This window comes from Enterobacter cloacae complex sp. AR_0002 (genome assembly GCF_001922365.1).
Taxonomy (GTDB): Bacteria; Pseudomonadota; Gammaproteobacteria; order Enterobacterales; family Enterobacteriaceae; genus Enterobacter; species Enterobacter hormaechei_C.
This window is the reverse complement of the sequence record NZ_CP018814.1, coordinates 211,472-232,045: the sequence shown is the minus strand read 5'-3', so window position 1 is coordinate 232,045 and position 20,574 is coordinate 211,472. Positions and strand designations below refer to the sequence as shown.

General features: G+C 56.7%; 17 protein-coding genes. 7 read left to right on the top strand and 10 right to left on the bottom strand.

Annotated features, from left to right (window positions below):
• Positions 1-22: 22 nt before the first annotated feature.
• Positions 23-859: a MipA/OmpV family protein gene (locus tag AM329_RS01265; RefSeq protein ID WP_032609818.1), complete on the bottom strand. Its 837-nt coding sequence runs from the start codon at positions 857-859 to the stop codon at positions 23-25.
• Positions 860-1,062: 203 nt separating this feature from the next.
• Here AM329_RS01265 and AM329_RS01260 point away from each other — a divergent pair, with 203 nt between their 5' ends.
• The 3 genes from AM329_RS01260 to AM329_RS01250 all read left to right on the top strand — a co-directional run bounded on the left by AM329_RS01260 (position 1,063) and on the right by AM329_RS01250 (position 3,775).
• Positions 1,063-1,740: a response regulator gene (locus AM329_RS01260; RefSeq protein WP_022651566.1), complete on the top strand. Its 678-nt coding sequence runs from the start codon at positions 1,063-1,065 to the stop codon at positions 1,738-1,740.
• Entirely contained in the window at positions 1,740-3,128 is a 1,389-nt protein-coding gene (locus AM329_RS01255) for a HAMP domain-containing sensor histidine kinase (RefSeq protein WP_032609820.1), read from the top strand. Before AM329_RS01260 ends, AM329_RS01255 begins: the two co-directional genes overlap by 1 nt.
• 167 nt (positions 3,129-3,295) lie before the next feature.
• Positions 3,296-3,775, top strand: a complete 480-nt coding sequence (locus tag AM329_RS01250; RefSeq protein ID WP_003860591.1) for an Rrf2 family transcriptional regulator — start codon at positions 3,296-3,298, stop codon at positions 3,773-3,775.
• A 67-nt stretch (positions 3,776-3,842) separates the two neighbouring features.
• Here the strand turns inward: AM329_RS01250 and oqxB are convergent, their stop codons facing one another.
• Together oqxB and AM329_RS01240 are read right to left on the bottom strand one after the other, a co-directional pair.
• Positions 3,843-6,995 carry a multidrug efflux RND transporter permease subunit OqxB gene (gene oqxB, locus AM329_RS01245; RefSeq protein ID WP_032609822.1) on the bottom strand — a complete coding sequence of 1,051 codons (3,153 nt, stop codon included), beginning with the start codon at positions 6,993-6,995 and terminating at the stop codon, positions 3,843-3,845.
• A 23-nt stretch (positions 6,996-7,018) separates the two neighbouring features.
• On the bottom strand, positions 7,019-8,194 hold the full coding sequence (locus AM329_RS01240; protein ID WP_032609825.1) for an efflux RND transporter periplasmic adaptor subunit: 1,176 nt from the start codon (positions 8,192-8,194) through the stop codon (positions 7,019-7,021).
• 338 nt (positions 8,195-8,532) lie between these two features.
• Here AM329_RS01240 and AM329_RS01235 point away from each other — a divergent pair, with 338 nt between their 5' ends.
• Positions 8,533-8,886 (top strand): helix-turn-helix domain-containing protein, encoded by a 354-nt coding sequence (locus AM329_RS01235; protein ID WP_032609827.1) that lies wholly within the window; start codon positions 8,533-8,535, stop codon positions 8,884-8,886.
• Between the two features lie 102 nt (positions 8,887-8,988).
• On the opposite strand, the gene guaA is transcribed toward AM329_RS01235, so the two are convergent.
• Both guaA and guaB read right to left on the bottom strand, forming a co-directional pair.
• Positions 8,989-10,566, bottom strand: a complete 1,578-nt coding sequence (gene guaA, locus AM329_RS01230) for a glutamine-hydrolyzing GMP synthase (protein ID WP_003860599.1) — start codon at positions 10,564-10,566, stop codon at positions 8,989-8,991.
• A 67-nt stretch (positions 10,567-10,633) separates the two neighbouring features.
• The gene (gene guaB, locus AM329_RS01225) at positions 10,634-12,100 is read right to left on the bottom strand and encodes an IMP dehydrogenase (protein WP_003860601.1); all 1,467 of its coding nucleotides are present in this window, start codon (positions 12,098-12,100) and stop codon (positions 10,634-10,636) included.
• A gap of 159 nt (positions 12,101-12,259) precedes the next feature.
• Here guaB and xseA point away from each other — a divergent pair, with 159 nt between their 5' ends.
• The 3 genes from xseA to AM329_RS01210 are packed head-to-tail and all read left to right on the top strand — an operon-like array spanning position 12,260 to position 15,061.
• Positions 12,260-13,633 carry an exodeoxyribonuclease VII large subunit gene (gene xseA, locus AM329_RS01220; RefSeq protein ID WP_023314642.1) on the top strand — a complete coding sequence of 458 codons (1,374 nt, stop codon included), beginning with the start codon at positions 12,260-12,262 and terminating at the stop codon, positions 13,631-13,633.
• 58 nt (positions 13,634-13,691) lie between these two features.
• Complete coding sequence (locus AM329_RS01215; protein WP_039264626.1) at positions 13,692-14,711, top strand: M4 family metallopeptidase; 1,020 nt, start codon at positions 13,692-13,694, stop codon at positions 14,709-14,711.
• On the top strand, positions 14,711-15,061 hold the full coding sequence (locus tag AM329_RS01210) for a protealysin inhibitor emfourin (RefSeq protein WP_003860606.1): 351 nt from the start codon (positions 14,711-14,713) through the stop codon (positions 15,059-15,061). The genes AM329_RS01215 and AM329_RS01210 overlap by 1 nt, the downstream gene beginning before the upstream one ends.
• Here AM329_RS01210 and AM329_RS01205 read toward each other — a convergent pair.
• From AM329_RS01205 to AM329_RS01185, 5 genes are all read right to left on the bottom strand, one after another.
• Positions 15,058-15,279, bottom strand: coding sequence for a zinc ribbon domain-containing protein (locus AM329_RS01205; protein ID WP_032609830.1), 222 nt, complete (start codon positions 15,277-15,279; stop codon positions 15,058-15,060). The genes AM329_RS01210 and AM329_RS01205 overlap by 4 nt on opposite strands.
• Before the next feature lie 58 nt (positions 15,280-15,337).
• A complete protein-coding gene (locus tag AM329_RS01200) occupies positions 15,338-16,879 on the bottom strand; it encodes a peptide MFS transporter (RefSeq protein WP_032609832.1) in 1,542 nt (513 codons plus the stop codon).
• A 300-nt stretch (positions 16,880-17,179) separates the two neighbouring features.
• A complete protein-coding gene (der, locus tag AM329_RS01195) occupies positions 17,180-18,652 on the bottom strand; it encodes a ribosome biogenesis GTPase Der (protein ID WP_003860611.1) in 1,473 nt (490 codons plus the stop codon).
• Positions 18,653-18,764: 112 nt separating this feature from the next.
• On the bottom strand, positions 18,765-19,943 hold the full coding sequence (gene bamB / locus AM329_RS01190; RefSeq protein ID WP_003860612.1) for an outer membrane protein assembly factor BamB: 1,179 nt from the start codon (positions 19,941-19,943) through the stop codon (positions 18,765-18,767).
• Between the two features lie 10 nt (positions 19,944-19,953).
• Positions 19,954-20,574 carry a YfgM family protein gene (locus AM329_RS01185; RefSeq protein WP_003860614.1) on the bottom strand — a complete coding sequence of 207 codons (621 nt, stop codon included), beginning with the start codon at positions 20,572-20,574 and terminating at the stop codon, positions 19,954-19,956.

Here is a 20,574-nt window from a genome sequence, read left to right as displayed (position 1 = left end):
CGCCTTCCCCCTCTCTTAACCATCAGAAGCTGTACGTCACCTTCAAACTTCCCACAGGAGACGTTTTTCGCTGAACAATTGGGCTATCGCCTGCATCTCCCGTCAGTTGCGTAACGCCAGCTGCGGCAAGCAGGCTCCAGCGGGAGGTGAGCTTATGAGTCCAGTCCAGGTTCAGCGAATACGCATATAGTCCCGATCCGGCATCGTGTCGGGCAAAACCCGATGCGGCCGACTGGGCGGCATTCACCCCGTAATAGGTTTGCACGTACTTACTGGATCCCCAGCTACCGGTCAGCGCCAGCGTTAACGCATTTTTCGGAGATGTATAGATCGGGCTGGCAATGCCGAAATGCACAGCCTCACCATTGTCTCTCTCAGAAACCGGAACCTCTGCCTGCAACTGCACGGTCAGCCAGTCAGTCACCCTGTACCCCAGCCCTGGCACAACGATAGCTGAGCCTTTAATGTCACCCATTCCCCGCAGGTCGTCGCTGCCGGAGGCGATCGAATCGCTGCTTACGTCGCGATCCTTACGTCCAGCGCGATAGCTCAGCGCTGCATTGTAGTCCAGGTTACCAAAGCTGTTGCCGTAGCCGATCCCCCGCGTGGTGCTGACAAAAAAACCATTTGCCATCGCGTAATCAACCACCTGAGCCGCAGAGACCCGGCTCTTGTCCGAACCGGAATAGCGTGGCGCAACATCCACGCCGCCTCCCAGGGTTAACACGTTGCCCTGGCGCTGATCTGCCGCCAGGGCCGTGGTAGCCAGTAACGCCAGGACGGCCCCCGGCAAGATGCTTTTCATGCTGCGACCGATGCGTGAACGGGGGAAACTATGACGCAGTGTGATGTTTCTCATTAAAGAAGCCCTTTGGATTCAGATAATTGCGATACAAGCGGTGTTAAACGCCAGAGCGCTCATTCTGAATACTCACCCTAAGGTTCTTATGAGCCGTAAATGAAGAAATGCTGAAGCAAGTGAAGGTTCTGTAAACCCTGAAGAATTCCTGATACCGTTTTTTCTTCAGTTGTTCTTCATGCACTGTTGATACAGTTACCAATGTGAAAATTCTACTAATTGAAGACGACCTGGATCTCGGCAATGGCGTACGTATCGCCCTTGCAGATCAAGGATTTGATGTCATATGGGTACGCCGCAAAGAGGATGCGCTGCATCAGCTTGGGATCTGCGTGCCGGAACTTATTTTGCTAGACCTGGGGCTGCCCGATGGCGATGGCATGAGCCTGATGACGCGCCTGCGTCAACAGCTTAAGGGCGTCCCCGTCATCATCCTGACGGCGCGAGGCACGCTACAGGACCGCCTGTGCGGTCTGGATGCAGGCGCAGACGATTATCTGGTCAAACCTTTTGTTCTCGCCGAACTGCTGGCGCGCGTGAGAGCCCTTGCGCGGCGCAGTTACGGTTTTGAAAATGAGGCAATAGAAATTCGCGGTTTGTCGCTTCATATTCCGACGCGTCGCGTAACGGTGAGCGCACGCCACGTTGAGCTGACGGCAAGCGAATATGCGCTGCTTGAAACGTTAATGCTGCGCGCCGATCGCGTGCTTACGCGACGGTATCTGGAAGAAAGGTTATTTGGCACGAAAGAAAACCTCAGCAACGCACTTGATGTGCATATGGGTAACCTGCGGCGAAAAATTGGCGATGGCTTTGTGCGAACGGTGAGAGGCGTTGGGTATGTCATTGATACCGTACCCGTTCAGAAGGCGGCAGGTTGATGCGTAATTTTTGGCACCACCTCAGGCTTCCCACACTGGTCAGGCGAATGCTGGTCGCCCAGATGCTGCTGCTTACGTTGCTCTGGTGTCTCTTTTTAACCTTCATTTTGCTGGAAGACCTGCGTAGTCCTCCCATACTGACGGGCAATGAGACTTACGAAACCGTTTTTTCCCTGGTAGAGAGCATGGACGATCGCCCGCAGGCGCGTAATGCCGTGCTGGCAGCGTTCAGCAAGGCGCTGCGGGAGGGCTATGGCGGCGGTGAAGACCCGGAGCTGTCCATCAACCTCATTGTTCGCAAGAATAACGAGATTATTTTTTCTTCGGATGGTGCGCCAACGGGGGTAAAAAATAGCCGTCTGGGGGTCATGCAGCATGTCCAGAGTGAGGACCATACATGGACAAGCCGTACCCTCAAATCCGCGCACTCCGACGTGGAGGTCACCCTTTTTACCCCTGCCGGTAGCTGGAATTTCTTTATCTATCTGAACTCGCGCGGCTACTACGTCATGCCGCTGATGATATGCATCCCTTTTCTTCTGTTCCCCGCGTGGCTGTCCATCCGCATCGCGATGCGCCCCTGGAACAAGGTGGTAGATGAAATTTCATTGCGCACGCCGGACGATCTCTCGCCTTTAAAAGCCGTCCCCAGACACAGAGAGCTTCGCCAGACGGTCGACGCGATTAATGACTTTCTGGCCAGGGTGCGGGAAAGCGCCGAAAGGGAAAAAATGTTTATTGCCGATGCCGCTCACGAACTGCGTACGCCTCTGGCCGCGATGCGGATCAACGTCGAGGCATTGCAGTCCTGGGTCATCAGCGAAAGCCAGCAGGAACTGCTTGCGGGCATTGTTCGCAGCAATAGCCGTGCTGCGCGTCTCGTCAATCAGCTTCTGCTGATGATGCACAGCGAAGCACACATCAGCACGGTGATGTCGCCTGTGCCGCTGACAACGCTTATTCAGGAGCGAATGGCTGCCCTGGAACCGCTGGCGTCCGGACGCAGAATTGAGTTTGAATTCTTCGCCGACGATGAAATCCATGTCGCAGGCATTCGGGAACGTCTGGTGTCGCTGATCGACAATTTAATTGAGAATGCCGTGAAGTACAGCCCTGAGGGTGGACGCATTGAGGTACAACTGCAATCGCGTGATAAATGCGCTCAGCTGCGCGTCTCAGACGCGGGCCCTGGTATCCCGATTGAACTGCGGGAGCGCGTGTTCGACAGATTTTTCCGCGATCCTAATCAGACCCAAAGCGGGAGTGGACTGGGGCTTGCCATCGTCAAAGCCGTTACGCAGCAACACAACGGCAGGGTCAATCTGAGTACGTCAGCCGAAGGCGGTCTTATGGTGACCGTTGATTTCCCGAATCCGGCGTTCGCATGAACGTAAACCCGGCGCTACACGTCCTGACATGTGTCAGCGCAGCGTTACTTCACGTATGCCGCAGATTGCTTCAATAAAATTACCGTATTTGTTATATTGTTACTTACTGATTATTCACCTCTGCGGTGCCAAAAAGAACAAGATTCACCGCAACCCAGGACAGAAAAATGTTAGATTACCGCTTCCCGACAGCTTTGCAGATGGTTCTCAGCGTAGCGATGGCGGAGCAATCGGGTGAACGTTCGACGAGTGCAATCCTGGCTTACGGCCTGGAAGCGAATCCGAGCTTTATCCGCAAATTAATGGTTCCTCTCGCCCGCGACGGCATTATCGTCTCCACGCTTGGCCGCAACGGCTCTATTCATCTTGGCCGCCCGGCTGAAGAGATCACCCTGCGTGATATCTACCTTTCCGTCACTGAAGATAAAAAGCTGTGGGCGTCCCGTCCTGACGTCCCGGCCCGCTGCGTGGTCAGCGCCAACGCCTGCTGGTACTTCAAATCAATCGCTGATGAAGCGGAGCAGGCTTCGTTAGCGGTTTTAGCGCGCCATACCGTCGCCAGCGCGCTGGAAGAGGTGAAAAAAGCCGATACCAGCGGGTGCGATCCGGTGCCGGAACTCTGTACGCAGCATAAAAAAGCGCCTTAATCCTGACAGACTGCGAAAAAAAAAGCCGCCTTCATTGTGAAGGCGGCTTTTTGCTATCTGCTACGTCCTACTCAGGCAACACCTCTCTTTCCGCTTTGCCGCGCGTCACGAACTTACGCAGCGTCACGTAAAAGACCGGCGTCAGGAACAGACCAAACAGCGTCACGCCCAGCATCCCGGAAAAGACTGTGATCCCGGTGACGCCGCGCACTTCTGCCCCTGCCCCGTGACCAAGGATCAGTGGAATAGTCCCGGCAATAAAGGCGATAGAAGTCATTACAATCGGGCGTAAACGCAGGCGGCACGCCTCCAGCGCAGCCTCCATGATGCCTTTGCCCTGAATTTCCAGTTCGCGGGCAAACTCAACGATAAGAATCGCGTTTTTACAGGCCAGCCCCATCAGCACAACCAGCCCTACCTGCACGAAGACGTTGTTATCGCCCCCGGTCAGCCAGACGCCGAACAGCGCGGAGAGCATCGTCATCGGCACGATGAGGATCACCGCCAGCGGCAGCGTCCAGCTTTCATACAGCGCCGCCAGCACCAGGAACGCCAGCAGCACTGCGACCGGGAAGACGATCAGCGCCGTGTTGCCCTGGGTGGCCTGCTGGAAGCTCAGGTCCGTCCATTCAATATTCATCCCGTTCGGCAGGATCTGCTTAGACATAGCGTCCAGCTGCGTCATCGCCTGCGCGGAAGAGAGCACGCGCGGGTCGGCATCACCAATCAGATCCGCCGCCGGGTAGCCGTTGTAGCGGATCACCGGATCCGGACCGTAGGTGGTCGTGATGTTCACCATACTGCCAATCGGCACCATTTCGCCCTGGCTGTTGCGGGTACGCAGATTCGCAATATCTTCCACGCTGTCGCGGAACTGCCCGTCGGCCTGCGCCATCACGCGCCAGGTACGCCCGAACTGGTTGAAATCATTGACGTACGACGAGCCCAGATAGGTTTGCAGCGTCCCGAAGAGATCGGTCAGCGACACGCCCTGCGCTTTCGCCTTATCGCGGTCAACCTGGACGTCCAACTGCGGCACGTTAGCCTGGTAGGTTGAGATGGGGAAATGCATCCCCGGCGTCTGCATAATCGCCCCGGACATGGTGTTCACCGCGTTTTGCAGCGCGCCATAGCCCAGACCAGCGCGATCCTGTATGTACAGCGAATAGCCCGACCCCTGACCCAGCCCTAAAATCGGCGGCGGCAGAATCGAGAAGCCAAAGCCCTGCTGGATTTGCGCGATTTTCGCGTTGATCTCCGCGTTAATTTCCGCCGCGGAATGTTTACGCTGGTCGAACGGCTTCAGACCAAAGAAGACCGTCCCGGTGTTCGGCGTATTGGTGAACTGGAGCGCATTCAGGCCAGGAAACGCGACCGCATAATCCACGCCTTCGGTATTCATCCCGATTTCGCTCATTTTGCGGATCACCGCATCGGTACGCGCCAGCGACGAGCCTTCCGGCATTTTCACGCCGCCAATCAGGTACAGCTTGTCCTGCGTGGGAATAAACCCGCCGGGCACCGCTTTAAACATGACGCCTGCGGCACAGAGCAGCAGCAGGTAAACCACGAATACCGCACCGCGCCGTCCCAGCGTTTTGCCCACCAGCCCCTGATAGCCGTTTGAACTGCGGAGGAAAAAGCGGTTAAACGGACGGAAAATCCAGCCGAACAGACGGTCGATAAGCCGGGTCGGGAAATCTTTCGGCGCGCCGTGGGGCTTTAACAGCAGTGCCGCCAGCGCCGGAGAGAGCGTCAGCGAGTTAATCGCTGAAATCACCGTCGATATCGCGATCGTCACCGCAAACTGCTTGTAGAACTGGCCGGTAACGCCCGACAGAAACGCCATCGGCACAAACACCGCGCACAGCACCAGCGCAATCGCGATAATCGGACCGGACACTTCACGCATCGCCTGGTGCGCGGCCGCAAGCGGCGCAAGCCCCTCTTCGATATTTCGCTCGACGTTTTCCACCACCACGATGGCGTCGTCCACCACGATACCGATGGCGAGCACCAAGCCGAACAGGCTGAGGGTATTCAGCGAGAAGCCCAGCAGGTAGAGAATGCTGAAAGTACCCACCACCGACACCGGCACCGCGATCAGCGGAATGATCGACGCGCGCCAGGTTTGCAGGAACAGAATGACCACCAGCACCACCAGCACCACGGCTTCCAGCAGCGTTTGCACCACCGCACGGATTGAATCACGCACGAAGACCGTCGGATCGTAAGGTGCCGCCCACTTCATGTCTGCCGGGAAGCGCGTGGACAGTTCGTCCATTTTCGCGCGCACCGCGTTAGACAGATCGATGGCGTTCGCCCCCGGCGACTGGAAGATACCAATCCCGACCGCGTCTTTATTGTTCAGCTGGGAACGCAGGGCATAGCTCCCGGAGCCCATTTCAATCCGCGCCACGTCGCGCAGGCGGACGACCGTACCATCCTGCGTTGTTTTCAGGACAATATTGCCAAACTCTTCTTCGGTATGCAGGCGGCCCTGGGCGTTAATGGAGATCAGGAAGTCGCTCTCTTTCGGCAGCGGCTCGGCACCAAGCTGACCGGCGGAGACCTGCACGTTCTGCTCCTGCATCGCCGTGACCACGTCCGAGGCGGTCAGCCCGCGCGCCGCCACTTTATTAGGGTCCAGCCAGACGCGCATCGCGTACTCACCCGAGCCAAAAATCTGGATCTGACCCACGCCGGGCAGACGCGCCAGCTCGTCCTTCACCTTCAGCGTGGCGTAGTTACGCATATACAGTGAATCGTACTTACCACCAGGCGAAAACAGATGCACCACCAGCGTCAGCGTGGGCGACTGCTTCTGGGTGGTAATGCCCAGACGCCGCACGTCCTCCGGCAGACGCGCTTCGGCCTGCGCGACGCGGTTCTGCACCTGAACCTGCGCCTGATCCGGGTCAGTCCCCGGACGGAAGGTGACGGTGGTCACCAGCACGCCGTCAGAGCCCGCGACGGATTTCATGTACATCATGTTTTCAACGCCGTTGATCGCCTCTTCCAGCGGTGTTGCCACGGTCTCAGCAATCACTTTCGGGTTGGCGCCCGGATACTCGGCGCGCACCTGCACGCTTGGCGGCACGACGTCAGGGTATTCGCTCACCGGCAGCAGCGGGATGGCGATTAATCCTGTGATAAAAATCAGAATCGACAGTACGGCGGCAAAAATCGGCCTGTCGATGAAAAAGCGGGAAAAGTCCATGGATTGGATTCTCAGGTAAGGGATCAGTTGAGGGCGGCGCTGGCGGTCATGGCAACGGTTTTTGCATTAACCGGCATACCCGGCATAAACACTTTTTGTAAACCATCGACGATGACTTTATCCCCGGGATTCAGCCCCTGCTGTACGATACGTAAACCGTCGGCCAGACGCCCGGGCGTGATGTCGCGGCGCTGCGCTTTTCCGTCTTTATCCACGATATAGACGTATTTACGATCCTGATCGGTCAGCACCGCCTTATCGTCAACAAGCGTGGCTTTAAATTCCGCACTGCCCGGCAGGCGTACGCGGGCAAACAGTCCCGGCGTGAACTGACGCTGTGAGTTATCCAGCAGCGCGCGCATGCGGATGGTCCCGGTGCTCGGCGTGAGCTGGTTATCCAGGAAATCCACTTTGCCCTGATGGGGATAGCCCTCCTCGCCCGTCAGGCCAATCTCAACCGGCAGCGCCGTGTGATTGCTGGACGCCCCCTGCCCGCTGCGGGCCAGTTTCTGATAGTGAAGGTAGGTTGACTCGTCCACGTCAAAGTAGACGTACACCGTCTTCTGCGAGACCAGCGTGGTGAGGACGCTGGCGGTATCGCCCGCAGTCACCAGGTTCCCGCTGGTGATCAGCGCCCGGCTGGCGCGACCATCGATAGGCGCAGTCACTTTGGTGAAGTCCAGGTTGAGCTGGGCTGCGTCAACCGCCGCCTGCGCGGCGCGAATGTCGGCCTGCGCCTGAACGGCAGCCGAGCGACGCTGCTCCCACTCTTCCCGTGAGACCAGATGGGTATTGATCAGCTTATCGGTACGGTTAGCCTCACTTTGCGCCAGGCTGGCCTGCGTTTTGGCCCGCGCCAGGTTCGCCTGCGCCTGTTCCAGCGCGGCGCGATAGGTACGGTCATCAATGGTGAACAGCACCTCGCCCTTCTTCACTTCCTGGCCGTCGGTGTAATTCACCTTATCAATGTAGCCGGACACGCGCGGGCGCAGCTGAACGCTCTCCACCGCTTCAATCCGGCCGTTAAAGCTATCCCACTGGCTAATCGATTTCACCACCACGTCAGCGGCACTCACGGCAGGCGCAGGTGGCGCGGCATTTTGCGCGACGCTGTTATCGCATCCGACGAGAAGCACGGAGAGCAACATGGCCCCCAGCGCGCTCCGATGAGAATTACCCCAGGTTTTTTGCAGGCTCATTATTTTTATTCCGATAATTGTCGCCACCGGGCAAGACGCAGCAGGAGGCACCGCGCCACTTCCTTTGTCCGGGGGCTGTCTTAAGGCCATTTGTGTCGTTCATCGCCACAAAACTGTAACAGTTGCGAATACACTATTCGCGGCGATTGTAGGAAGGCGCTTAACTAAGTGCAAGAATAATTGTTGCACTTTATGTGCTATTTGCGGCAAAGGTAAATCACGTGTTTTGAGCAGGGATTTAAATGCAACAATAAAACTTGCAATTAATGTAAAAACGGGTCACCTTTAAGTGCAACAAACAAAGATGCTTTTTAATGCGTGGCGTAGGGGGAAGCAAGATGAACACGGGTGCATTCATTCACGATTTACTCGACTGGATCGACAACAACCTCGATAGCCGTCTGGACATTGAAACCGTCTCCAGGCGAGCCGGCTATTCGAAATGGCACCTCCAGCGGCTTTTCAAAGAACATACCGGCTCCCCTCTCGCCGAATATATTCGCGCGCAAAAGCTGCAAAAATCGGTTGAGCGCTTAGCCCACAGCGATGAACTGATTCTGAACGTGGCGATCGCGCTGGGCTTTGACTCTCAGCAGTCCTTCAATCGCAGCTTTAAGCGTCAGTATGGTCAGGCGCCAGGGGCATGGCGACGCAGTATCGGCTGCCGTGGATCCCGGCAGATGAGCCAGTAGCTCACGTCCCGTTCGGATATCAGCTACAAAAGAAAAACCCTCTGTAAACAGAGGGTTTTATCAGTCTTACCTGCTTATAACTTCGCAGGAAAGGTTATGGGCTTACTCCCACTCGATCGTCGCCGGTGGCTTGCCGCTGATGTCATACACGACACGCGATATGCCATTGACTTCATTGATTATTCTGTTAGACACGCGGCCTAAGAAGTCATACGGCAGGTGCGCCCAGTGCGCGGTCATGAAGTCGATGGTTTCCACCGCACGCAGGGAAACAACCCAGTCGTACTTACGGCCATCGCCCATCACGCCGACGGAGCGTACCGGCAGGAACACGGTGAACGCCTGGCTTACCTTGTTGTACAGGTCAGCCTTGTGCAGCTCTTCGATGAAGATCGCGTCCGCGCGACGCAGCAGGTCGCAGTACTCTTTCTTCACTTCGCCCAGCACGCGTACGCCGAGGCCCGGGCCCGGGAATGGGTGACGGTAGAGCATGTCGTACGGCAGCCCCAGCTCCAGACCGATTTTACGCACTTCGTCTTTGAACAGCTCACGCAGCGGTTCCACCAGACCCATCTTCATCTCTTTCGGCAGGCCGCCCACGTTGTGGTGAGATTTGATAACGTGCGCTTTACCGGTTGCGGAGGCCGCAGACTCGATCACGTCAGGGTAGATAGTGCCCTGCGCCAGCCATTTCACGTCTTCCAGCTTCAGCGCTTCTTCGTCGAACACTTCCACGAACACGCGACCGATGATCTTACGTTTCGCTTCCGGATCGTTCTCGCCTTTCAGCGCGTCCAGGAAACGCTGCTCGCCTTCCACGTGAACGATGTTCAGACCGAAGTGGTCGCCAAACATGTCCATAACCTGCTTCGCTTCGTTCAGGCGCAGCAGGCCGTTATCCACGAAGACACAGGTCAGGTTTTTGCCGATGGCGCGGTGCAGCAGCATCGCGGTCACAGAGGAGTCCACGCCACCGGAGAGGCCGAGGATCACTTTGTCATCGCCAACCTGCTGGCGGATACGCTCCACGGCGTCGTCGATGATTTTTGCCGGGGTCCACAGGGCTTCACACTGGCAGATGTCACGCACGAAGCGCTCCAGCATGCGCATACCCTGACGGGTATGGGTCACTTCCGGGTGGAACTGCACGCCGTAGAAACGTTTTTCTTCGTTCGCCATGATGGCGAACGGGCAGCTTTCGGTGCTGGCAACGGTCACGAAGTCGGACGGGATGGCGGTAACCTTGTCGCCGTGGCTCATCCACACGTCCAGCAGCGGCTTGCCGTCTGCGGTCAGGGAGTCTTCGATACCGCGCACCAGCGCGCTGTCGGTGACAACTTCAACCTGTGCGTAGCCGAACTCACGCTCGTTAGAGCCTTCTACGTGGCCGCCCAGCTGCATCGCCATGGTCTGCATACCGTAGCAAACGCCGAACACCGGTACGCCCGCTTCGAACACGTACTGCGGCGCGCGCGGGCTGTTCTCTTCGGTGGTGCTTTCCGGGCCGCCGGACAGGATGATGCCGCTTGGATTGAATTCGCGAATCTGTGCTTCCGTGACATCCCACGCCCACAGCTCACAGTAAACGCCCAGCTCACGCACGCGGCGCGCCACCAGCTGAGTGTACTGAGAACCAAAGTCCAGGATGAGAATGCGATGTTTATGAATGTTTTCCGTCATTGACGCTAATTCCGAGGCAAGTGAAACAAAACAAAGCGCCCGGCATTGAGCCGGGCGCGGAAATTTATCAGGAGCCCAGACGGTAGTTCGGGGACTCTTTGGTGATCGTCACGTCGTGAACGTGGCTCTCCTGGATACCCGCACCGCTGATGCGTACGAATTCCGCTTTGGTACGCAGCAGGTCAATGGTACCACAGCCGGTCAGACCCATACAGGAGCGCAGGCCGCCCATCTGCTGGTGAATGATCTCTTTCAGGCGGCCTTTATACGCCACGCGACCTTCGATACCTTCCGGTACCAGTTTGTCAGCAGCGTTATCGGTCTGGAAGTAACGGTCGGAGGAACCTTTGGACATCGCGCCCAGGGAGCCCATACCGCGGTAGGATTTATAAGAACGCCCCTGGTAGAGTTCGATTTCACCCGGAGATTCTTCGGTACCGGCCAGCATGGAGCCCACCATCACGGCTGCGGCACCTGCGGCGATCGCTTTGGCGATGTCACCAGAGAAGCGGATACCGCCGTCCGCGATAACCGGAATACCGGTGCCTTCCAGCGCTTCAACCGCGTCAGAAACCGCCGTGATCTGCGGCACGCCTACGCCAGTGACGATACGGGTGGTACAGATAGAGCCAGGGCCGATACCCACTTTCACCGCGCTGCAACCCGCTTCCGCCAGCGCGCGAGCGCCTGCGCCTGTTGCCACGTTACCGCCGATAATCTGGAGATCCGGGTATTTAGCACGGGTTTCACGAATACGTTGCAGAACGCCTTCGGAGTGGCCGTGGGAGGAGTCAATCAGCAGCACGTCAACGCCCGCGGCAACCAGCGCGTCAACGCGCTCTTCGTTACCTGCGCCCGCGCCAACCGCAGCGCCGACGCGCAGACGGCCATGCTCGTCTTTACAGGCGTTCGGTTTACGTTCTGCTTTCTGGAAATCTTTAACGGTGATCATGCCGCGCAGGTGGAAGTTCGCGTCCACAACCAGCGCTTTCTCAACGCGTTTTTCGTGCATTTTCGCCAGCACCACGTCGCGGGTTTCGCCTTCACGCACGGTCACCAGACGCTCTTTTGGCGTCATGTAGACGCTTACAGGCTGGTTCAGGTCAGTCACGAAACGCACGTCACGACCGGTAATGATGCCGACCAGTTCGTTGTCTTCAGTGACTACCGGGTAGCCTGCAAAGCCGTTACGCTCGGTCAGGGCTTTCACTTCGTGCAGCGTGGTGGTTGGCAGAACGGTCTGAGGATCGGACACGATACCGGATTCATGCTTCTTCACGCGGCGAACTTCTTCCGCCTGACGCTCGATAGACATGTTTTTGTGGATAAAGCCAATGCCGCCTTCCTGTGCCAGGGCGATAGCCAGACGCGCTTCAGTCACGGTGTCCATTGCTGCGGAGAGCATAGGAATGTTCAGACGAATGGTTTTCGTCAACTGCGTGCTGAGGTCGGCAGTATTCGGCAGAACGGTGGAGTGAGCGGGAACGAGGAGGACGTCGTCAAACGTCAGTGCTTCTTTAGCGATACGTAGCATGGGCAATATCTCTGACCTGGGTGGTTAAATATTGCCGTGGCATTATACAGAGCGTAACCGATTGCATCCACACTTTTTTGAAAAAAATGCTTGCGCTCACCTCTCAGCAGGTTACTATCGACTGAATAACTTGCTGATTTAGAATTTGATCCCGCTCACATGTTATCCTCTCAATCCCCCTCAATCTATACTGTCAGCCGCCTTAATCAGACGGTGCGTTTGCTGCTTGAGCAGGAAATGGGACAGGTCTGGATCAGCGGTGAAATCTCTAACTTCACGCAGCCTGCTTCCGGCCACTGGTACTTTACGCTGAAAGACGACACCGCTCAGGTGCGCTGCGCGATGTTCCGCAACAGCAACCGTCGCGTGACGTTCCGTCCTCAGCATGGCCAGCAGGTTCTGGTTCGCGCCAACATTACCCTGTATGAGCCGCGCGGCGATTATCAGATTATCGTCGAGAGCATGCAGCCCGCCGGTGAAGGCTTGCTGCAACAGAAGTACGAGCAGCTAAAAGCCATGCTTTCGGCTGAGGGATTGTTCGACCAGCAGTTTAAAAAACCCCTTCCCTCACCAGCCCACTGCGTTGGGGTTATCACGTCGAAAACCGGTGCGGCCCTGCACGATATTTTGCACGTCCTTAAGCGCCGTGACCCTTCCCTGCCCGTCATTATCTACCCGACTGCCGTTCAGGGTGACGATGCGCCGGGGCAGATCGTGCGCGCCATTGAGCTGGCGAATGCGCGTCAGGAGTGTGATGTCCTGATCGTCGGGCGCGGCGGCGGCTCGCTGGAAGACCTGTGGAGCTTTAACGACGAGCGCGTGGCGCGGGCAATCTTTGCCAGCCTTATCCCGGTGGTAAGCGCCGTCGGCCATGAAACGGATGTGACGATAGCGGATTTTGTCGCGGATTTACGCGCGCCCACGCCGTCCGCGGCGGCAGAGGTAGTCAGCCGTAACCAGCAGGAGCTGCTGCGTCAGATCCAGAACGGGCAGCAGCGCCTGGAGATGGCGATGGACTACTTCCTCGCCAACCGTACCCGCCGCTTTACCCAGCTTCACCATCGTCTGCAACAGCAGCATCCGCAATTGCGTCTCGCGCGTCAGCAAACTGTGCTGGAACGTCTGCGTCAGCGGATGAACTTCGCGCTGGATAACCAGCTTAAGCGGGCGGTATCGCGCCAGCAGCGCACGACGCAGCGTCTGAACCAGCAGAATCCGCAGCCGAAGATTTATCGCGCACAAACGCGGATCCAGCAGCTTGAGTATCGCCTCGCGGAAAATATCCGCTCACGCCTGAGCACCACGCGCGAGCGTTTTGGCAATGCGGTCACCCATCTGGAAGCCGTCAGCCCGCTCTCCACGCTGGCCCGCGGCTATAGTGTGACCACCGCGACGGACGGCAAAGTGTTGAAGCAGACGAAACAGGTCAAAGCCGGGGATGTACTCACCACCCGGCTTTCTGACGGCTGGGTCGAGAGTGAGGTGAAAGAGATCAAACCGATGAAAAAAACGCGCCAGCGTAAAAGCGGATAAATCTTCGCCGGTTACAAACTATACTGCTGCTATTGCCTTTTTTAATAAGGAGAGCAGCATGCCCCATCTTCATAGCGTCATCCCTCCGTATATTCTTCGTCGTATTATCGAAAGCGGGTCAGAGCCCCAGCAGCGCTGCGCCCGTCAGACATTAACCCATGTGCAAACCCTGATGGCGCATATGCCGGGCAAGCCCGCCGCGCCGCATGTGAATAAAGCCGGACAGCTTGAGCGTGACATCTACGATGCGAAACAGACCCAGGAGCTGCCGGGTACCCAGGTGCGCTATGAAGGCCAGCCCTCCAACGGCGATGTGGCGGTGGATGAAGCGTACGATTATCTGGGTATCACCCATGATTTCTTCTGGAAAGAATATCAGCGCGATTCACTCGATAACAAAGGACTGATCCTCACCGGCACCGTGCATTATGGTCGGGAATATCAGAACGCCTTCTGGAACGGCCAGCAGATGGTCTTTGGCGACGGTGACGGAGAAATCTTCAACCGCTTCACCATTGCCATCGACGTGGTGGCGCATGAGCTTAGCCACGGCGTGACCGAGACCGAAGCCGGGCTGATTTATTTTGAACAGTCGGGCGCGCTAAACGAGTCGCTGTCAGACGTGTTTGGCTCGCTGGTGAAGCAATACCATCTTAAGCAAACCGCCGATCGGACAGACTGGCTGATTGGTGAGGGTCTGCTGGCGGAGGGTATCAACGGGAAAGGGCTACGTTCCATGTCTGAACCCGGTACCGCCTACGACGATCCGCTGCTCGGCAAAGACCCGCAGCCCGCGCACATGAAAGACTTCATCAAAACGCGCGAGGATAACGGCGGCGTGCATCTTAACTCCGGCATCCCCAACCGCGCGTTTTACCTGGCCGCAACGGCGATCGGTGGCTACGCCTGGGAAAAAGCGGGTTATGCCTGGTACGACACGGTTTGCGATCGCAACCTGGCGCAGGATGCGGATTTTGATGCCTTTGCAAAACTGACGATCGCGCACGGCGAGAAACGCTCCGGTAGCGACGTTGGGGCGGCTATAAAACAAGCCTGGGAACAGGTGGGAGTACTGTAATGCAGGTACCGGAACTGACGGATGACGCCGTGGTTGAGCTGGCCCGGGAAGGCGGCGTCGCCTTTATTCCTAAGCTGAGCGGTCAGCGCACAATCGCCCTCTCCACGCTCAACGAGGCGCAGCGTCAGCGCGTGGTAAATATTCTGGAACAGGCTATCCCGCGCGGACAGCCACCGGGCCAGGCGTCGTCTCCGGGCAGCGGCGATCAGCGCTATTTTCGCATTCAGATAATCTGGACCCGGCACAATCAGGCGCAGTATACCGATATTATTGTGCTGGTTCCGGAGCAGGAAGCGCCGGAATCGCTGATTGAGCTATGGCAAAAAGGAGAAGGCTGCGTGTGCGATTAAGCCCCAGCCCTGACGAACTCGACGCGTTTTTTTGAGATCAGCCCGTGGCCGTTCTGACAGAAGTAATCCACCGTGCCGCAGGCCTTGAGTACCTGAAGCGGCTGATGGCAGTCAGGGCAGCGCGCTTCGAGGGGAATATCTTTATTGCAGCTGTCGCAGTGCGCGATACCGTTTTGCGGCTCGAGCGCTGCGTGGCAATCCGGACAGGTAATCGACATGCTCTCTCCTGTTGAGTTGGGCCGGGACAGGACAACTGCCCCGGCAGACTGAATAGTATCAGGCTTCGGTAGCCGGTTTAGTTTGCGCATTTTCCAGCATGCGACGTACCGGAACAATGAGGACGATCAGCACCGCAGCACAAATCAGCAGCGCAATGGAGCAACGGGCAAAGAGGTCTGGCAGCATATCCAGCTGGTCGGCCTTCACGTGACCGCCAATCAGCCCCGCAGCCAGGTTACCCAGCGCACTGGCGCAGAACCACAGGCCCATCATCTGGCCGCGCATTCTTTCCGGCGCCAGCAGGGTCATGGTCGCCAGACCAATCGGAATCAGGCACAGTTCCCCGAGCGTCAGCATCAGGATACTACCCACCAGCCAGAACGGAGAAACCCCTGCCCCACCGTTGCTCAGTACGTTCTGCGCCGCCAGCATCATCAGGCCAAAGCCCGCCGCTGCACACAGAATACCGATCACGAACTTGGTGATGCTGCTCGGACGAATGTTTTTGCTCGCCAGCTTCGGCCATGCCCAGCTAAATACCGGGGCCAGCAGAATGATGAACAGGGCATTAATCGACTGGAACCACACCGCCGGGATCTCAAAATCACCGATCATGCGGTTAGTGTAGTCGTTGGCGAACAGGTTGAAGGAGGTTGGCTTCTGCTCGAACGCGGACCAGAAGAACGCGGCGGAGACCAGCAGAATAAAGCACACCAGCAGCCTTGCGCGCTCTTTGCGATTCAGCCCGGCGAAGATGAACAGATAGATGAAGTAGAGCGCGACGGAGGCGGCAATCACATACACCAGCACGCTGGCGACCGCGACCGGATTAATCACAATCACGCCCTGGGCAATCAACGTAACGATGATTGCAACACCCACAGCCAGCGCCAGCAGCCAGGCGCCCACGCCGTTACGTTTCACTACCGGACTGTTCCAGGTGGAGTCCAGACCGACTTCGCTGTCGTAACGCTTCATGGCCGGAACGGCAAACACGCGGAAGATAATCAGGGCGACCAGCATCCCAATACCACCGATACCAAAGCCCCAGTGCCAGCCGTGGGTTTTAATCAGCCAGCCGGAAATCAGAGGGGCAATGAACGAGCCCATGTTGATGCCCATATAGAACAGCGAGAAACCGCCGTCACGACGCGCATCGCCCTTTTTGTACAGTGTCCCCACCATGACCGAGATACAGGTCTTGAACAGGCCGGAGCCGAGCACGATAAACATCAGGCCGATGAAGAACAGGTTGTCGCCCATGATGGCCGACAGGGCAATCGACAGGTGCCCAAGCGCAATCAAAATCGAACCGTACCAGACGGCCCGCTGCTGGCCGAGCCAGTTATCCGCCAGCCAGCCGCCCGGCAGCGCGGCGAGGTACATGGTGCCGGCAAAAATACCGACAATCGCCGAGGCGTTTTCACGCGCCAGGCCCATTCCGCCGTCATACACGGTGGCGGCCATAAACAGGATCAGTAGCGGGCGAATACCGTAAAACGAGAAACGCTCCCACATCTCGGTGAAGAACAGCGAACCGAGCGGATAAGGATGGCCGAAGAAGGTTCGGCTCTCTTTTTGATTAACAGAGGATTGCATAATTCTCCCGAAAAGGTATGTGTCGTGCTTGTAAACACCAGCATGTACGCCGAACGGTTACGTATCCGATCGATTTTTTACATGCGGCGAAATGTTGGTTAACCATTTGATAACCAGGCGCTAGTTTTGTCTAGTACCGAACCCTGGACTTTAAGACGAAAATTCGACGATTGTCTACTTTCTTAGATATAAACATGGTTCAAAGCGAATAGTGATTGACATCACACAGGGAAGGCGGGCCTTTTGAATGAGCGAAAAAAAACCCGCGACAGGCGCGGATTTTAGTGAGATCGGTAAGGATTATTTGCTTTTCTTAATGTGCTTAATCAAACGCTTACGCTTACGCATCTGGTTCGGCGTCAGGGTGTTGCGTTTATTCGCAAAGGGGTTTTCCCCTTCCTTGAACTGAATACGGATAGGCGTACCCATCACGTCCAGCGACTTGCGGAAGTAGTTCATCAGGTAGCGTTTGTAGGAGTCCGGCAGATCCTTCACCTGGTTACCGTGGATCACCACGATAGGCGGGTTATATCCCCCGGCGTGAGCATATTTCAGCTTCACGCGACGACCGCGCACCAGCGGCGGCTGGTGGTCTTCAGCAGCCATGTTCATGATACGGGTCAGCATCGCCGTGCTCTGACGGCGGGTAGAGCTGTCATAGGCTTCACGAACGGATTCGAACAGGTTGCCGACACCACTCCCGTGCAGGGCAGAGATGAAGTGAACGCGGGCAAAGTCGATAAAGCCCAGACGGAAGTCCAGCGTCTCTTTCACCTGCTCGCGCACTTCATTGCTCAGGCCGTCCCACTTGTTGACGACGATAACCAGTGAGCGCCCACTATTGAGGATAAAGCCGAGCAGAGAGAGATCCTGATCGGAGATACCTTCACGTGCGTCAATAACCAGCAGCACCACGTTGGCGTCTTCAATCGCCTGAAGGGTCTTGATCACCGAGAATTTTTCAACCACATCGGTGATTTTCCCGCGCTTACGCACCCCTGCGGTGTCGATAAGTACGTACTCACGTTCATCGCGCTGCATTGGAATGTAGATGCTGTCACGCGTTGTGCCTGGCATGTCGTAAACCACCACGCGCTCTTCGCCGAGAATACGGTTAGTAAGCGTAGACTTACCCACGTTTGGGCGACCCACGATAGCCAGCTTGATAGGCAGATCCTGCGGGTTGAAGTCGTCTTCCGGCTCTTCCTCTCCTTCTTCTCCGGCTTCAAACTGCGCCCAGTATTCAGCGTCCTCATCCACCTCTTCCGGTGGGTTTACTTCATCAACCCACGGCAGCAGAACGGTTTCCAGCAGGCTGGTGACGCCACGGCCATGCGAGGCCGCGATAGGATAAATATCGCCCAGGCCTAAAGACCAGAAATCCGCAATGGCCTGATCGGCATCGATGCCGTCAGTTTTGTTCGCCACCAGGAAGGTTGGCTTTTCGCGTGAACGCAGATGTTTAGCGATAGCAGAATCCGCGGGCATCAGGCCAGCGCGAGCATCCACCATAAACAGAACGACATCCGCTTCTTCGATAGCCAGCAGAGATTGCTCTGCCATGCGGGTTTCTACGCCGTCTTCCGTACCGTCAATACCCCCGGTATCGATACAGATGAACTCGCGTCCTTCCACCTCTGCACGACCGTACTTACGGTCACGCGTCAGCCCCGGGAAATCCGCAACCAGCGCATCACGGGTGCGTGTTAAACGGTTAAAAAGAGTGGATTTTCCAACGTTAGGGCGCCCGACAAGCGCGACCACAGGTACCATGTTTGAAGCCTCATAAAATTCAAAATAACGTCGCTTTCGCAGCGTTTTTAAAAATGTCAAAACGGCTCCTGAGTGAACAGGAGCCGTTTAGTATACTACAACCGCCGTGTAATTAACGCGTGATCGCGTACAGCGTGCCGTCTTTTGCCTGAATCAGCAGTTTGCCGTCAGCCACAACGGGCTCCGTCAGGAAGCCTGAGCTATCCACTTTCTGCTGTGCCACGAAGCGGCCATTCTCTGGATCGATCCAGTGCATATAGCCTTCGCTGTCGCCCACCACCAGGCTGCCGTTATACAGTGCCGGTGCGGTCAGCAGACGGTGCAGCAGATCGCTTTGCGTCCACAGCGTTACGCCACCTTCGGTGCTCAGCGCCAGCAGGCGGTCGTTCTGATCCACCATATAAATACGGTTGCCGTCGACGATGAAATCGTTCACGGAACCCAGCTCACGTTTCCACATGATCTGGCCGCTACGCAGGTCCAGCGCCGTCAGGTTGCCGTTATACGCCAGCGCGTAAACCACACCGTCGACGATAACTGGCGTGGTGTCCACGTCACTCAGACGGTCGATTTCAGTTGAACCGGTCGCCTGGGAAATACGCTGCTGCCAGATCATCTGGCCCTGCTGCATCAGTACCGCGCTGACACGGCCGTTGTCACCGCCCACAATGGCGGCACCAAATGCGGTCGCCGGAGCAGATTCACCACGCAGAGACAGCGCTGGCATATCCAGGTTAACCGTCCATTTTACCAGACCATCGGCTTCGTTCAGCGCCTGCAACTGGCCGTTGCTGGTATGGATCAGCACCAGGCCGTCGCTGACAACCGGACGCGACAAGGATTCACCGGCAACGGTGGTCTGCCATGCAACCGAACCGTCGCTGGCATTCAGCGCGTAAACCTGCGCTTTTTCGCTGCCCACATACACGTGACCGCCAGTAACGGTCAGGCCGCCAGAAAGCAGTGCAGGTTTACGGGAGAACCAGCCGTCTTTTTCCGCCAGGTTAATGGACCACACTTCTTTTCCGTCATCAGCGTTCAGCGCTTTAACGGTGCCTTTGCGATCGGCCGCATAGACAACGCCGTCAGCAAATGCCGGGTGCAGGTTGGAATAAAAATCGCCAATACCATCGCCTACGGAAGTGTCCCAGGCAGTGGATGGGGTGAACTGGTTTTCAACCGTCGGCAGCGGGGACATTTTAACAACGTCTTCTTCGCCACTGAACAGTGAACAACCACTCAATAACGTAACAGAAAGCAGTCCTGGCAGAAGTAATTTACGCAATTGCATTGGGTCCCTCTCAGACGGACAAATTATTTATTTTCATCTGCATCATTTCGCTCAGCGCAGGTGAAGCTTTACTATCCACGCCAGCTTGCCACGCTTTACGCGCGCCCGCTTTATCACCCTTACTCAGCAGTGCTTCACCGCGAAGATCGGCAACAATAGCGGCAAAGCCTTCGCCTTTAATGGTATCAAGCGTTTTGAGCGCGTCGTCGGCTTTTTTCTGCTGAACCTGGATACGCGCCAGACGCAGATTGATCACCGCTTTCAGATTATCGTCACTGGCAGCAGCAAGCCCCTGAGACAGTTGCGCAGCGGCTTTGTCCAGTTCGTTTTTATCAACATACTGCTGAGCCACTTCCAGCGCAGCCAGCGCGCCGTAGGTGTTTTTGTTGTCAGCGGCAAATTTCTCCGCAGCCGTCAGCGTTTGCGGCTGATCGGCACGGATTGCGCTAACGGTATTTTCGTAGTTCAGGGACGAACCGCGAGCAGAGTCAGCCTGATGATTGTTCCAGTAACGCCAGCCTACCAGCGCACCAACACCTAAAATAACCCCTACAACCAGTGCCTTGCCGTTTTCAGCAAAGAAGCGTTTAACCGCATCAACCTGGTCGTGTTCGTTCTCGTAAATTTCCAC

Excerpts from the sequence above, each read along its gene's own strand:
- AM329_RS01235 (WP_032609827.1), top strand. The coding sequence starts at position 8,533 with ATGAACACGGGTGCATTCATTCACGATTTACTCGACTGGATCGACAAC.
- bamB (WP_003860612.1), bottom strand. The coding sequence starts at position 19,943 with ATGCAATTGCGTAAATTACTTCTGCCAGGACTGCTTTCTGTTACGTTA.
- AM329_RS01240 (WP_032609825.1), bottom strand. The coding sequence starts at position 8,194 with ATGAGCCTGCAAAAAACCTGGGGTAATTCTCATCGGAGCGCGCTGGGG.
- guaA (WP_003860599.1), bottom strand. The coding sequence starts at position 10,566 with ATGACGGAAAACATTCATAAACATCGCATTCTCATCCTGGACTTTGGT.
- oqxB (WP_032609822.1), bottom strand. The coding sequence starts at position 6,995 with ATGGACTTTTCCCGCTTTTTCATCGACAGGCCGATTTTTGCCGCCGTA.
- xseA (WP_023314642.1), top strand. The coding sequence starts at position 12,260 with ATGTTATCCTCTCAATCCCCCTCAATCTATACTGTCAGCCGCCTTAAT.
- AM329_RS01250 (WP_003860591.1), top strand. The coding sequence starts at position 3,296 with ATGTTAGATTACCGCTTCCCGACAGCTTTGCAGATGGTTCTCAGCGTA.
- AM329_RS01205 (WP_032609830.1), bottom strand. The coding sequence starts at position 15,279 with ATGTCGATTACCTGTCCGGATTGCCACGCAGCGCTCGAGCCGCAAAAC.
- guaB (WP_003860601.1), bottom strand. The coding sequence starts at position 12,100 with ATGCTACGTATCGCTAAAGAAGCACTGACGTTTGACGACGTCCTCCTC.
- AM329_RS01200 (WP_032609832.1), bottom strand. The coding sequence starts at position 16,879 with ATGCAATCCTCTGTTAATCAAAAAGAGAGCCGAACCTTCTTCGGCCAT.
- AM329_RS01265 (WP_032609818.1), bottom strand. The coding sequence starts at position 859 with ATGAGAAACATCACACTGCGTCATAGTTTCCCCCGTTCACGCATCGGT.
- AM329_RS01210 (WP_003860606.1), top strand. The coding sequence starts at position 14,711 with ATGCAGGTACCGGAACTGACGGATGACGCCGTGGTTGAGCTGGCCCGG.
- AM329_RS01255 (WP_032609820.1), top strand. The coding sequence starts at position 1,740 with ATGCGTAATTTTTGGCACCACCTCAGGCTTCCCACACTGGTCAGGCGA.
- AM329_RS01215 (WP_039264626.1), top strand. The coding sequence starts at position 13,692 with ATGCCCCATCTTCATAGCGTCATCCCTCCGTATATTCTTCGTCGTATT.
- der (WP_003860611.1), bottom strand. The coding sequence starts at position 18,652 with ATGGTACCTGTGGTCGCGCTTGTCGGGCGCCCTAACGTTGGAAAATCC.